We start from the raw sequence: 13,966 nt of genomic DNA on the forward strand, positions 1-13,966 counted from the left end.
AGCTCATTAGAAGCCGCTCATTAAAATCCACTCAGCGGTGCAGCTAACCACACTTGAGCCTGTTTACGTAACAAGACGACCTGTTCACCCTGACCGAACTGTTCGCCTTCGTATTCAGGCTCAATCATCACATAGTGTTTTTGGTGTTGATTATCAACAAGCACCGCCTCTGCTGGATGGTTTTTATGTGCCGTACCAGCTGTGACCTTTGCCACCAAGCCACTGTAGCTACTCGATGCTTGATTGATCTGTTTAGGAAACACTTCGGCAAGCAATTTGCCAATCAAAGCAGTGAAGCACAAACCCACAATCACAGCGACCGGTGTCGTTACCCATGGATGAGTGACTTGGCTAAATGTCTGGTAGGTGACCCAATTGATGCTATAACCGCTAACGGCAAAACTGAGTAAAAACAGCATACTCCATAACATCAATGGTAGGCGATTAAGTTGTAACCAATACAATAACGCGCTCAAGCCTGACTCTGAAGCCATGACAGCACGATCCATATCCAGCTCAACAGGAGAAATTCGGTCTAATTGCTTAGCAATATTGATCCCAAACACGCGTCCTAATAATTGGAACATCAAAAGAAACATCACCAAAGTCACCGCCGTAGCAAAGGCGGTATTGGCTTCAAGCAGCAGAAAATCAAGCATAACAGTATTCCTTTACTGTGTTGGGCCCGTCCTATCATGCATTGGGGCTAATTAAGTATTGCTGATATATACTCACTCTAGCAGAACTCTATTGAGAGTAAAACGTCAGTTTTGTTACAAGCGTCCGTTTTTTAAAAAGAAATTACTTGCTATCCAGTAAATATACCGCTGACAAAGGCGATTTAATCGCTACCAGAGCATTGGCTTTTTCCTTGCGAATAACAGCTCGGTTGTCGTGGACAAACCGCTCCACGAGAGCAAATCAATCTGGCATCATTTTCAATGCCGCGCTCTACCCAGTTGATATTGAGGATTTTAGCCACACTGGTTAAATCTTGCTTGATTGATCTTGGGATAATGACTGAACCACCAGCACTCACACAAGCTTGTTTTAGATCATGTGCAATTGAGCGGGCATCTTTACCTTGGGCTTCGATCGCAGGGTTCAGGTCAATGCCAGCACATAGCACGTGCGGGTTACCAGCCGAATCATCCACCTTAATGGATTCACAACAGTATATACGGGGCTCATCACCCACATTGAGAATCGATATTTGCGCTGAGGTGCCCTCTAGCGGCTCGTTAATCACCCTAAATACAGCCCAGTGCTGGCACGGGTCTTCCACCAAGCGCATATTGCCCCAAGGCAGTGGAATACCATTGCCACGATACACAGCTTTGAGCTTACCCGGCGCATAGGCATCGAAGTAATGCCAGTGTGGATATGGCGACACTACTGTCATGCGGCGCATAGCCACAGAAGCAGACACTTGCAGTTGTTGGTGCACATTAATCTCATAACCGTGACGGTCGAGTAATTGTCTAAATGGCACTTTAGGGCACAATAAGGCACCCGCAAAAAAGCTTGATTCGAAATCACGCCATGCATGCAAAATATCCTGTGCATTTAGGGTGTTAGATTGCATTGTGTCGTCAGTACTTTCACGACTGCCTGACATCATCACACTCTTGAGGCCATCTTTGTTATGCAACACACAATGACCGATATGCACCGCTAAATCGTACTTCAAGCGGTGTGGTCGCTTTTTGAGTAGCTTGTTGATGTAAATGCTGTTGGGTGGTTCAAAAAATGAAGTCGTGACTTGATTGGATGCTTGTCCGCTGCTGTCTTTTATCACTTGTGGCGTTTTATCTATCCACTTAACTTTCAAGCCCATGCCCTTAGCAATATCTAACATATCATCAGCCGATAACGGCATACGCTTTTGCCCGACCTCTTCCGCTGCGCGTTCCAAATCAGGAAAATGATTTTGATGATGTTCTTGGTGAGCACGGATCAGCAAATGGGCAAACTGACGCCCAGAGGTACCAGTTTGTGACAGCATTTCAGGGATAGCAATTTGTAAAATGTCATTAGAGAATAAAAAGCTTGGCTCAAGTGGCATGCCACTTACGCCACCTCGACTGCCTTTGTCAGGAGTAATAGCTTGCTCTTCAGGTACATCATCTAGAAACCAGTCCACGTCCTTTTGGAATACCGCCGCCACGACTGCCAGCATGTCGGCACTGGGGACACGTTTGCCTCGTTCTATCATGGATAGGTATGACACGGAGGGCGCATTACTTGAGTCCACTCGAATACAGCGTGCCGACAAATCTTCCATGGTCAGATTATTACGTTTACGCAAGTTTCTGATCTTGGTTCCCAAAAAATGGGTCTTTCGCATCAAGCTTTTTTCACTACGCATTTTGTAAAATTCACACTGTAAAATTTTTATTGTGAAATTGTAGTAAAAAATACTCTAGACTACAAATTAAGCAATCGGGGAACAGTTTTTAACCAGTTGCTATACAGAACATCACTGACAAGGGCGAAACGATTCAATTATGAGTCTGCCAGCGTAAAGGAAGAGGATAAGGTTATGAATATGTCTACACACAACATCAACACTGCAGCTCACAACCTTAACAGCTTCATTGAAGAACAGATTGTGGCGTGCACCAATAATCCAGATAAAACAGCCAATACTAAGGTGTTTTTAGATAACAACTTTCCACTAGCCAATGGTTCACATGCCGACGTGCGTAGCTATGTAGTTTACTACACGCATTTGCTAGCCTTCTTAAAAGACGGCACACAGTGTGGCTTACAAAACCCTTGTCAATTTGTTGCACTAACAGGCCATAAGAGCGACCCAAGCAGTATTGTTTTAAAGAACAACGATACCCATGTAGAAATTTGTTTTGATAGAAATGGCGATTTTGGTGCACAAGATGCAGCTCACATTGATGACATTCAAGTAGCGCTGCCAATCAAAAATTTACCAACCCCTTATAAACAATGGGTAAGTATGCTTCACACTAGTTGCCAACCAACAAAAGGTAACTGCAAAGTATTTACCGCAAAAGATGGTAGTGATTACGCGCTTCATCAGCGTTAAATAACCTTTCCAACCACTTGAGCCAGTTTATTGCTGGCTCTTTTTTTGCTTCATTATTCGTAATGATGAATGAGTTTTTTCTATTGTGATGAATGAGGCTAGTGATACCTGTGACTAAAATAATTATGCTCAGGGTAATTTGTGTCATCAATTGTAATTTCGCATCGTTAGTCAGCGCTTAGCTTGGTACAATACCCTTCTATTATCTTGTGCCTCATTTATGGTTATTATGACGTCTTCTAACACAAAGCCTATTCAGCTGTTCTTGTTTGCTGGCTTAGGGCTACTTTGTCTCACCCCTGTCATTTCTTCCCCTATCGCCTTACTCATGGGATTTACCCTAGCCAGCATCGGTATGGTGCCAAGTAATATTGATTTAGGTAAATGGACTAAGAAACTGTTAGCGTTATCCATTGTCGGTCTGGGCTTTGGCATTAACCTGCCAGAAGCGATTGCCGCGAGTAGCGGAAATCTTGTATTAATCGTCGGCTCCATCATATTCACCATAGTGCTAGGTTATGGCTTAACTCGCTTAATGGGGTTAGATAGCAAAACGGGCCACTTAATTGGCTGTGGCACGGCGATTTGTGGTGGTAGTGCCATTGCTGCAGTATCGCCTGCAATTAATGCCAAGAGCGATCAAACTGCCGTTGCGCTGGCCTGTATTTTTTTACTCAACTCCGTAGCACTGTTTATCTTCCCCACCATCGGTCATGCACTTAATTTAAGTCAACATGACTTTGGAGTGTGGAGCGCCATTGCCATCCACGATACCTCATCTGTTGTTGGTGCAGCTGGAGCCTATGGCGATGAAGCACTCAAAATTGCCACAACAGTAAAATTGGCACGTGCCTTATGGATTATTCCTGTTGCGTTATTAAGTGCGATGGCATTTGGCGGGCGAAAAAGTGCCATTGCTATTCCGTATTTTATTGGCTTTTACTGCTTAGCCATTTTATTTGCCCACTTTGTGCCGCAAGGGCAAGCCGTTTACAGCGTGTTATTTGATGTATCGAAGCAGCTGCTGATAGTGTGTTTATTCTTAATAGGGGCAGCGATTACCGTTAAGAAAATACGTGCAAATGGCCCAAAACCATTATTACTTGGTGTCATGCTTTGGGTAGCGATTGGCACAACCTCTCTAGGCTATATTATTTACCTGTAAGCCAAAGCGAGTGGATTTTCAATTAGACGTGACTTGAAGTCGTTACTGATGGGCAGTATCGATATAGGGGGATGTGGCAGATAATGAATAAGGTTAAGTAAGACAAGATAGCAATTGTGTAACGTTTTACTCTTCGCTTTGAATGTGTGGCTTTGCTAATACTAACCAAATCAGGGCAGTAAATGCTGTTAACTCAATAATCGCTCTGGTTAAACCTTGGGTATAAATCGACGCTATCACAGCAATAACACACAACATAATTATCGCTGCGGCTTTAAACCCTTTTGTAGAAAATACCTTGTCCATAACGTGCCTCAGATAATCTAGAGTGTAAATTATCTGAGCTACATCACAGTGTTACCAATATCAAAAATTACTAAGTTATGTTTTCCTGTTCAGTTTCTCGGTCAAACTGCTGTGGTAATAAGCTATGACTGATAATCGAAAACACACAATAAGCAGCAAAAAAGTAAAAACCAGATTCAAATTGGGCATGGGTAGTCAGCATATCTCCCATACCAGCTGACGCGTTACCTGCCATATAAACAATAATCAGTGCCACAACAAAGACATCGGCCATCGACCATTTACCTATTACCGCCATAATTTGAGTAAGTCTCTGTTTTATACTCAATGAAATAGGCATCAGTACCAACAACATAGCCGATAATTTCACTGTTGGAATAATGATACTGAATAGCCCAACCAGTATAGCCACCAGCGCATTACCGCTGTAATAAAGCTCTTCCACGGTTTGCATAATGCTGCGAGATTTATGAAAAACCTCAACCGAACCTTGTATATCATTCAAGCCCAACATGCCCGCCGCCATATTCAACATATTGCGTGCGCTATCTTGCGAACCACTTGATACCGCATTGACCATCATGTCCATACCGGTATCAACCATTTGTGCCTTTTCAATGGTGCCATTGATTGTTAATACTGGCTGAGTGATACCAGGGATGAGTAATGCTAACGATAACACTATCGATAAAGCGGCAAAGGCCAATCTCATATTTGCTCCAGTGAAGAATGCGTTTATTTAAAAAGCATAAAGTGAACGTTTAACAACACAATTGCAAACTTAAAACTGGAGCATGATCATTGTTTATTATAGATAGCTGCCAGTATCAGTATGTCCTAAGGTATAATCAGTTCATTAACCATTAAGTTGAAAGGCCATCGTTGAAAATTTTATTGGTATTTGGCACTCGCCCCGAAGCGATAAAAATGTGCCCATTGGTTAATCAATTAAAATCAGACCCACGCTTTGATGTTGCTGTTTGTGTCACAGCTCAGCACCGCCATATGCTAGATCAAGTATTGTCATTATTTGATGTGGTACCCGACTTTGACTTGGATCTAATGCAGCAACACCAGACATTAGAGTGGCTCACCAGTGCTATTGTCACGGAAGTATCTAAAGTCATTAAAGAGTATCAACCTCAGTTAGTCTTGGTACATGGCGATACCACCACCTCTTTTGCTGCAGCATTAGCGGCATTTTACCAACAAGTCGATGTCGGCCATGTTGAAGCAGGCCTACGTACTGGCGATCTTCAATCACCTTGGCCTGAAGAAGCTAACCGCAAAATGACTGCCACATTATCTCAGCTACATTTTGCTCCAACTCAAGTCGCTGCCGATAATTTATTGGCTGAAGGCATCTCGGAAGAAAAAGTATTTGTCACTGGTAATACGGTCATTGATGCATTGTTAACAACGGTTGAACAAAACCTCTTACAAAACACACCCCCTAGACTGACTGGTCTATTCGAGACTTGTGAACAACGACAGGTAATATTGATCACTGGCCACCGTCGTGAAAATTTCGGCAGTGGTTTTGAGCGTATTTGCCAAGCTCTGAAACACATCGCCTTGCAACACCCACATGTGCAATTGATTTACCCAGTTCATTTAAACCCGAAAGTACATGAACCTGTACATGCACAACTTGGCCACCTTGAAAACTTTCATCTGATTGAACCATTAGATTATCAAGCCTTTGTAAGGCTAATGAGTCGAGCCGATATTATTTTAACCGACTCAGGTGGGATCCAAGAGGAAGCACCTTCACTACACAAACCCGTGTTAGTTCTACGTGATAAAACTGAACGGTTATCCGCTGTTGCAGCAGGCACGGTCAAATTAGTGGGTACTGATGTGGATACCATAGTCGAGCAAGTTAACCAGTTACTGCTTGAGCCTAACGCTTTTGGCCACGCCCAAAACCCTTATGGTGACGGTAAAGCCTGTGCTCGTATCACCAATATCATTGCCCAACACTATGGATTAGTGTCATGAAGCAGGTCTATATCATTTATCGCACCATGTTTGATGCCGATGGCAACATGCCTGTTGTCGGCGGCATCGAAAACTACATCACGAGTTTGATTGACGAATTAAGCCCTGACTATGGTATGCATGTGGTGCAACCCGCTAAAGCTGAGTTCAACGTACAACTTAGCAATTGTACTGTGCATGGCGTGATAACGGGTCAATATCGCGGTAACGCTAAAAAACATGCTTTAGCTAAATGGGTGCAGCAACATGCCAGTGCTGAAGACATTGTGATATTTGCCACCGACAGCTATTGCACCAAGATGAATAATCTCACAACAGTGGCAATTCAACATGGCATCTCCTGGGACAAGCCCCGTAAACAACCAAATCGCACTTTGCAGCTTTTCAACTCATTCACGCGGCAGTTGAAATATTTAGGTTATGTAAAACATGCACCTAACTTGGTCTGTGTCGATCATAATTTTGTTAATTGGTACCGTACTTGGCTTAATGCTGAATCACATAAGATTAAAGTGATATATAACTTTTACCAGCAACGTATTTCACAGCATGATTTTGAGCAAAAGTGGCAACAACTTGATGAAATCAATATCATCATTGCCCGTCGATTTGTCGATTACCGTGGTATCAAGTTTATCGCGCCAATCATTGAACAGCTGTGTCAACAATCCTTGAATATCAATGTCACCTTTGCAGGTGAAGGCCCATTAGAAACTGACCTTAAACAACGGTTTTTGTCCTATAACAATGTCAATATTTGCCAATATCTTCCAAATGAAAGCTATGCCATACACGCAAAACAGCATATTGCGATAATTCCTACTCTTGGTTCAGAAGGGACATCACTTTCGATGATTGAGGCGATGGCAGCAGGATGTGCAGTGATTGCTTCAAACGTGGGCGGGCTTTCAAATCTGATCATTGATGGCTATAACGGCAGGCTTATCATGCCCGATGCAGAACAAATGCAAGCCAGCATCACAGCGCTTGTCAGCCAACCAGAACAAGCTAAAGCGTTAGCTGAAAATGGCCTAAATAGTATTAGCCATGTGTGTAATAAAGCCCATTGGGGACAACAATGGCGCGATTACCTTCAGCGTTTAAACTAACAATACTGATTTATTCTCACGCAGTTTTATCAAGCGCTTTCAACACAAGCTCTTTAAACTCAAGCTCTTTAAACTCAAGCTCTTTAAACTCAAGCTCTTTAAATTAGTCCCACTCAAAAATCGAACGCGTAGTTTTGAACACTTACTTCTTGTGATTGGTCTCAATGAAAGATAGTTACGGCCTCTCTGGTCTTATTTTCTATTGGAAAATAACATCAGGTAGCCAGATGATTAAACATCTACTTTTAACACTCGCATTACTATTACTAACCGGCTGTACAAGCTTGGCCAAACAACCTGTTTTTGAAGATGCAGGTTATGCCGTAAGAGGTTATGATGTGGTCGCTTACTTTACTGAATCTAAACCAGTTAAAGGCCAGCAACAGTACCAAAGCCTTTATCAAGGTAGTGTTTGGCTGTTTGCCACTGAGCATAACCGCGACCTATTTGAGTTATCTCCACAGCAATATGCACCGCAATATGGTGGCTATTGCACCTATGCGATGAGCAGTGGATTTGTGGTGAGCACCGATCCACAGGCTTTTACTATTCACCAAGATAAGCTTTATTTAAATTACAGTTTGAGCGTGCGTGAAAACTGGTTAGAAAATAAGATCCAGTTTATTGAAGAGGCCGATGCCCACTGGAAAGATAAAATCGCTGAATAGAAAAAAGGCCTGAATTAATCAGGCCTATTTATTTGAATGAAAGGTATTACTTTTTCATTTTAGCGAAAGCATCAGCAAAGGCATTGCCCATTGCCGCATTGGCAGGGGCTTTGGGTGATTGATATCCCTTATTAGACTGTCCCGCCTTTTTCGGCTTATGTTGTCCTTTTGGTTTAGATTGAGGCTTATTTGCAGGTTTAAACTCACTGGCCTTATCATCAAGGCGCATACTAAAACCAACGCGTTTACGCTCAATATCAACGTCCATCACTTTCACTTTCACCACATCGCCTGCTTTCACGATAGTGTGAGGGTCACTGACATATTTATCAGTCAATGAAGAAATATGTACTAGTCCATCTTGATGCACGCCAACATCAACAAATGCACCAAAGTTAGTCACATTAGTCACAACGCCTTCTAAAATCATATCCAATTTTAGGTCAGCTAATGTCTCTACACCCTCTTTAAATGCGGCTGTTTTGAACTCACCGCGAGGGTCACGCCCTGGTTTATCAAGTTCAGTAAGAATATCGGTGATGGTAGGCACCCCGAACTGCTCAGTCACAAATTGCTGAGCTTCAATGCTTTTTAGCAATTCACTGTCGCCCATTAATTGGCCTAATTCGACTTGTTTTTGCTGAGCAATGTTTTCAACTATTTGATACGCTTCTGGATGAACCGCAGAACCATCCAGTGGATTTTTGGCATTCATGATCCGTAAGAAACCTGCTGCCTGCTCGTAAGCTTTGGGGCCTAAGCGAGCCACTTTGAGTAGTTGTTTACGCTCAGTAAATTGGCCGTGCTCATCACGATACGTGACTAAGTTTTTTGCCAAGGTTTTATTCAAACCTGCCACTTGTGCTAACAATGGCGCAGATGCCATGTTGACATCAACCCCAACGCTATTCACACAATCTTCTACTACCGCTTCTAATGATTGTGACAACTGGCTTTGACTAACATCATGTTGGTACTGTCCAACACCGATAGACTTAGGTTCTATCTTCACCAATTCAGCTAATGGGTCTTGTAGACGGCGCGCAATTGATACAGCGCCACGGATCGACACGTCTAAATCAGGAAACTCATTAGCCGCAAACTCTGAAGCCGAATAAACCGATGCGCCAGCCTCACTAACCATCACTTTGGTCAGGTTCGGTGCCACATCTTTCACCATCGCGATCATTTCTGCAGCAAGCTTGTCAGTTTCACGTGAACCTGTGCCATTTCCTACAGCAATCAAATCAACCTTATGCATTTTCGCGAGGTTAGATAATGTTCTTAATGATTTATCCCATTGGTTTTGCGGCGCATGGGGGAAAATTGTCGTATGGGCAACAAGCTTACCAGTGGTATCGACAATGGCCACTTTGACACCGGTTCGAATTCCCGGATCTAAACCCATTGTGGCTTTTGCACCTGCTGGTGCAGCCATGAGTAAATCATTGAGGTTACGCGCAAATACGTTAATGGCTTCTTTTTCAGCTCTATCACGCATCGCCTTAATAAATTCATTTTCCATGTGCAGGCTAATCTTCACCCGCCAAGTAGTGTGCACCACTTGTTTTAACCACTTATCGACACTGGAGTCAGTTAAGCTCAGCTTAAAATGCTCGGTAATAATGACTTCACAATAACTGCCCTCACCCTGATAACCTGGATCAGGATTAATCGACAAACTCAGCACGCCTTCATTTCGACCACGCAACATAGCAAGCGCTCGATGAGAAGGAACCTTAGTTAAGGCTTCGTCATGCTCGAAGTAATCTCTAAACTTAGCAGCTTGCTTCTCTTTCCCCTTAACGAGGCGGCTTTGTAATTGCGCTTGCTGCTGGATTTGCTGACGAATTTTAGCAAGCAGTTCTGCATCTTCAGCAAAGCGCTCAACCAATATAAATCTCGCGCCATCTTTAACTGCCTGTTCATCAGCAAAGCCTGAAGGTGCATTGATGAATGTTTTTGCTTTTGCGTCAATATCACAATCACGATTGGCCAGCACGAAATCAACTAAAGGCTCGATACCCGCCTCAATAGCGACTTGCCCTTTTGTACGGCGTTTAGGTTTGTAAGGCAGGTATAAATCTTCTAGACGCGTTTTACTATCAGCAGCATTAATTGCTAATGTCAGCTCGTTGGTCAATTTACCTTGAGCTTCAATGCTCGACAGTATGACCTGACGTCTATCGTTCATATCATTGAGATAAGACAAACGCGTCTCGAGTTGTCGCAGTTGTGTATCGTCTAAGCCACCCGTGGCTTCTTTACGATAACGAGCAATAAATGGCACCGTAGAACCATCATTGAGTAAACTAATAACTGCATCAACTTGATGTTGTTTAACTTGTAGTTCATTAGCAATAACTTGAGCAACAGAAACCTGAGCCATTGAACGTGAATCCTTTGAAAGCAGACCGACTGCCAATTGAGCCGTCTTTAGTCTAGCTCAACATCATGCGATCCATTGAAAATTGCACTCAAGATACCACATTCAACTGCAAAACCTTATGTTCTGGTAGGTAATTAACTGCGATTGGCTAATCAAGAAACACATTACTAACTTGTTGACCGGAGGTTACCCATAATTGGCACAATTTTGTAAAATGACCATCATTGTGGGAATGATGTGAAACCTGAATTCACGTTGTTATTGGTAAAGCAAAAGTGAGACTTAGAAGCTCTGTATACCTAAGAGAATAAGGTATGCTTTACGATGAGTCGACTGTAGGGTTGATGCAGTTTTATAAACTGATTGGCATCACTTTCAAGCTTAAATTCAAGCAACCTGTGAATCATATTTTCTTGCTTTACGCGTCGTGATTGACCGACATCTTGAACAAGTCGTTAGTGATAACATTGATTAAGACTTGAGACCCAATTGACCAAAAAAATGAACGTTATACCTATGCCAATACGTCTATTTAAATAAGGTAGGAGAATATTATGAGTGTCATCCGCTCTGTCGCGCAACAATGGGAAAAAGCAGAATATTCTCATCAACTGCAAACGTTCTTTAAACAAGAGGATGAGCTCAACTACTTATTTATCGGCGCGACCAACTCAATTACGGTGTGCAACCTCATTGCCGCCATGGTTGAGTTACCTCCGAGGCCCCAAGAAAAACAATACCAAGTCGATATTGAACAGGCATTTAGCTCACTGTTTCAATGTTTTATCTTGTTGTTTATCAAAGAGGCTGAACATAAATCTCTGACACAAGCAGAACAATTAGTACTATCAATTACGCTGCACTTTGCTAAAAAAATTATCCAACAGCCTCATCACCCTGAAGCACTCATCAATTCAGCCCAAAAAGCCGTTAACGCTATGGAGCAACTGGAAATACAACGTAAACAGCAACGTAAAGCTAATCAAAACATGGGCAATAACTGAATAATTAAGAAGTTCATTGGCTTGATCAATATTTACGCCATATTGTTACCGCGTTTTCAGGCAAGCCTTTGTCTACGCTTAAGCTAGGCTTGCCACAAAAAGCATACTGTCAATACCAAGGTATTTAGTTCACATTGCTCTATTTATTAGATGTTGTTCAATATAGTCTTGTGGCGACAACCCTGTTTCTTTAGCAAATAAATGTGATAGTTGCGCTTGATCTTTATAACCGCATTCTAATGCAGTAACTTTTAAATTGAGCTTATTCTTTATTAGTATTGCCAGCGCCCTTTTAAACTTCGCATGACGAATAATATCTTTTACTAAATAACCTTCCTTTTTTAGTTCCCTTTGCAAGGTTCTTTCTGATAGACCAAGCCTAAATGACAAAGATGTCAAACTAAGATCATCAGCGTCAATCATATTAACGGCCGCCAAAACCTTATCATAACACTCAAATTCTTTTACAACTGTATCAAAAGTAATTTTATTCCCAATCTCAAGCGAACTTTTATTAACAGATACTGACATAAAACCATTTTCAAAATTCACATTACCAAACATATCCAAATTATATTTATAAAAACCTCTGTCAAATGGAAGGTTTACCAAAATAGGACTTTTAATATCTATACATTCAGAGTTAACTAATTTAGAAATAAACCCAAATAAAATTAAATCATCATATTTAGAGCTACTCGAGCGACTGTTACGCTTAGCTAGCAAAGTAAGTGTCGTAGGCTGGTCAATTAGCTGCCAGTCTAGGCTTGCTAGAACGCCTGGGTATGCACAATAGAAGGCATATAGCATGCTCGCTTGGGTATGGTGCTGGGAATGATAACGAGGTAAATAACTAATTAACCTGTCTTCAAAAAAGGTTAACCACCTTTCTGAAATATAAGAAGACATATCATAATAAAAATATTTATCTTCAATGTTTTTTTCTAATGTCTCTAGTGCATAGTTGCATGTTTTAAAAGCAATGGGCTCACAGTCTTTTAAATTACGAATAACGTCATACTGCTCTGGCATATGAAAATTAATTCTATCACAATAATCAAGAATTATTTTAGTTGAAACAGCTGGTCTAATTTTAAAATCAATCACATCCCCTCCACACAAAAAAAACAATATCTAAGAATTATAAACAAAGCATTCTATTCGATATGACGTATAAAACGTTGACCACGATCACCTTTGTCATTTTTGAACAATAAACAACAGTCGCCAAATATAGTTCTCCAAAATATTATTTATTTAAACCGCCACAATAATTAACTCATCACTAAATATAAGGGTGAATGTATGCAAAGGTATATTTTATTAATTGTTTCCTCCATGCTGGCGCTAAGTATTTCTACCACTTCCAACGCAAAGACAGCCACGTGGGATAACCTCGATAGCGACCAACTTGAAGCCAAGCTGGTAGAAAAGTTCGAGCAAGGTAAATACTCACCCAAAGGCGCTGACTCCTGTTTAGCCTGTCATCGTAAAAACAACACTGTGATGGCGCTGTTTGATGGCAAGCACGGCCAAATGAACAACAGCAAGTCACCCATGGCTGGCCTGCAATGTGAAGCCTGTCATGGCCCACAAGGCAGTCACCATCGTGGTGGCAAAGAGCCGATGATTGCTTTTGGTAAAGACAGCAAACTGGCACCTCAAACACAAAACACCGTCTGTCAGGGCTGTCACAACGACCCTAAACAAATGGCTTGGCATACCAGCACCCATAACCTCGAAGAAATTGCCTGTGCTGATTGTCACACCATCCATGCGGCGCAAGATCCTGCTATGGACAAGTTAAGCATTAATGACACTTGTACTTCATGTCACACCAAAGAAAAAGCCGACATGAATAAGCGCTCATCACACCCGATGAAATGGGATCAAATGACCTGTATTGACTGTCATGCTCCTCACGGCTCGATGAGTGAAAGTGCGCTGACCAAACCAACGGTTAACGACACCTGCTATAGCTGTCATGCCGAAAAACGTGGCCCATTCCTGTGGGAACACGCCCCTGTGACTGAAAACTGTGTCTCGTGCCATAACCCGCACGGCAGCGTCAACGACAACTTATTAGACAGCCGCGCACCGCTGCTTTGCCAACAATGTCACGCACCAGATGGTCACGCTTCTCGCGTTACCCCGCAACCAGGTATGGATGCACTTGGCGGCGGCAAGAGTTGCTTGAACTGCCACAGCCAAATTCATGGTTCTAATCATCCATCTGGCAGCTTGCTGCAACGCTAACGGAGAG

The 13,966-nt window shown here is 42.3% G+C and carries 13 protein-coding genes; 7 read left to right on the forward strand and 6 right to left on the reverse strand.

What is annotated here, in order from left to right; translation table 11 throughout:
- Positions 1 to 20: 20 nt before the first annotated feature.
- Together ACHUGF_RS09915 and ACHUGF_RS09920 are read right to left on the reverse strand one after the other, a co-directional pair.
- Positions 21 to 659: an OB-fold-containig protein gene (locus ACHUGF_RS09915; RefSeq protein WP_394130823.1), complete on the reverse strand. Its 639-nt coding sequence runs from the start codon at positions 657 to 659 to the stop codon at positions 21 to 23.
- Between the two features lie 182 nt (positions 660 to 841).
- Entirely contained in the window at positions 842 to 2,368 is a 1,527-nt protein-coding gene (locus ACHUGF_RS09920) for a DUF3612 domain-containing protein (RefSeq protein WP_394130824.1), read from the reverse strand.
- Between the two features lie 174 nt (positions 2,369 to 2,542).
- Between ACHUGF_RS09920 and ACHUGF_RS09925 the strand changes: the two genes are divergently transcribed.
- Positions 2,543 to 3,061, forward strand: coding sequence for an aldolase/citrate lyase/malate synthase family protein (locus tag ACHUGF_RS09925; RefSeq protein WP_394130826.1), 519 nt, complete (start codon positions 2,543 to 2,545; stop codon positions 3,059 to 3,061).
- Positions 3,062 to 3,290: 229 nt separating this feature from the next.
- The gene (locus ACHUGF_RS09930; RefSeq protein WP_394130828.1) at positions 3,291 to 4,226 is read left to right on the forward strand and encodes a YeiH family protein; all 936 of its coding nucleotides are present in this window, start codon (positions 3,291 to 3,293) and stop codon (positions 4,224 to 4,226) included.
- A gap of 126 nt (positions 4,227 to 4,352) precedes the next feature.
- Here the strand turns inward: ACHUGF_RS09930 and ACHUGF_RS09935 are convergent, their stop codons facing one another.
- Together ACHUGF_RS09935 and ACHUGF_RS09940 are read right to left on the reverse strand one after the other, a co-directional pair.
- Complete coding sequence (locus tag ACHUGF_RS09935; protein WP_394130830.1) at positions 4,353 to 4,532, reverse strand: hypothetical protein; 180 nt, start codon at positions 4,530 to 4,532, stop codon at positions 4,353 to 4,355.
- Positions 4,533 to 4,602: 70 nt separating this feature from the next.
- Positions 4,603 to 5,244, reverse strand: coding sequence for a paraquat-inducible protein A (locus ACHUGF_RS09940; RefSeq protein WP_394130832.1), 642 nt, complete (start codon positions 5,242 to 5,244; stop codon positions 4,603 to 4,605).
- 170 nt (positions 5,245 to 5,414) lie between these two features.
- On the opposite strand from ACHUGF_RS09940, the gene wecB reads away from it, so the two are divergent.
- The 3 genes from wecB to ACHUGF_RS09955 all read left to right on the forward strand — a co-directional run bounded on the left by wecB (position 5,415) and on the right by ACHUGF_RS09955 (position 8,310).
- Positions 5,415 to 6,533 (forward strand): non-hydrolyzing UDP-N-acetylglucosamine 2-epimerase, encoded by a 1,119-nt coding sequence (wecB, locus tag ACHUGF_RS09945; RefSeq protein ID WP_394130834.1) that lies wholly within the window; start codon positions 5,415 to 5,417, stop codon positions 6,531 to 6,533.
- Positions 6,530 to 7,642, forward strand: coding sequence for a glycosyltransferase family 4 protein (locus ACHUGF_RS09950; protein WP_394130835.1), 1,113 nt, complete (start codon positions 6,530 to 6,532; stop codon positions 7,640 to 7,642). The genes wecB and ACHUGF_RS09950 overlap by 4 nt, the downstream gene beginning before the upstream one ends.
- 227 nt (positions 7,643 to 7,869) lie before the next feature.
- Positions 7,870 to 8,310, forward strand: a complete 441-nt coding sequence (locus tag ACHUGF_RS09955; RefSeq protein WP_394130836.1) for a YHS domain-containing (seleno)protein — start codon at positions 7,870 to 7,872, stop codon at positions 8,308 to 8,310.
- Between the two features lie 46 nt (positions 8,311 to 8,356).
- On the opposite strand, the gene ACHUGF_RS09960 is transcribed toward ACHUGF_RS09955, so the two are convergent.
- Positions 8,357 to 10,699: a Tex family protein gene (locus ACHUGF_RS09960; protein ID WP_394130838.1), complete on the reverse strand. Its 2,343-nt coding sequence runs from the start codon at positions 10,697 to 10,699 to the stop codon at positions 8,357 to 8,359.
- A 554-nt stretch (positions 10,700 to 11,253) separates the two neighbouring features.
- Here ACHUGF_RS09960 and ACHUGF_RS09965 point away from each other — a divergent pair.
- A complete protein-coding gene (locus ACHUGF_RS09965; protein ID WP_394130840.1) occupies positions 11,254 to 11,703 on the forward strand; it encodes a hypothetical protein in 450 nt (149 codons plus the stop codon).
- A 129-nt stretch (positions 11,704 to 11,832) separates the two neighbouring features.
- Here the strand turns inward: ACHUGF_RS09965 and ACHUGF_RS09970 are convergent, their stop codons facing one another.
- On the reverse strand, positions 11,833 to 12,810 hold the full coding sequence (locus ACHUGF_RS09970) for a helix-turn-helix domain-containing protein (protein ID WP_394130841.1): 978 nt from the start codon (positions 12,808 to 12,810) through the stop codon (positions 11,833 to 11,835).
- A 231-nt stretch (positions 12,811 to 13,041) separates the two neighbouring features.
- Between ACHUGF_RS09970 and ACHUGF_RS09975 the strand changes: the two genes are divergently transcribed.
- Positions 13,042 to 13,959 carry a DmsE family decaheme c-type cytochrome gene (locus ACHUGF_RS09975; RefSeq protein WP_394130909.1) on the forward strand — a complete coding sequence of 306 codons (918 nt, stop codon included), beginning with the start codon at positions 13,042 to 13,044 and terminating at the stop codon, positions 13,957 to 13,959.
- The last annotated feature ends 7 nt before the right edge of the window (positions 13,960 to 13,966 follow it).

The organism is Shewanella maritima (assembly GCF_043643735.1).
Taxonomy (GTDB): Bacteria; Pseudomonadota; Gammaproteobacteria; order Enterobacterales; family Shewanellaceae; genus Shewanella; species Shewanella maritima_A.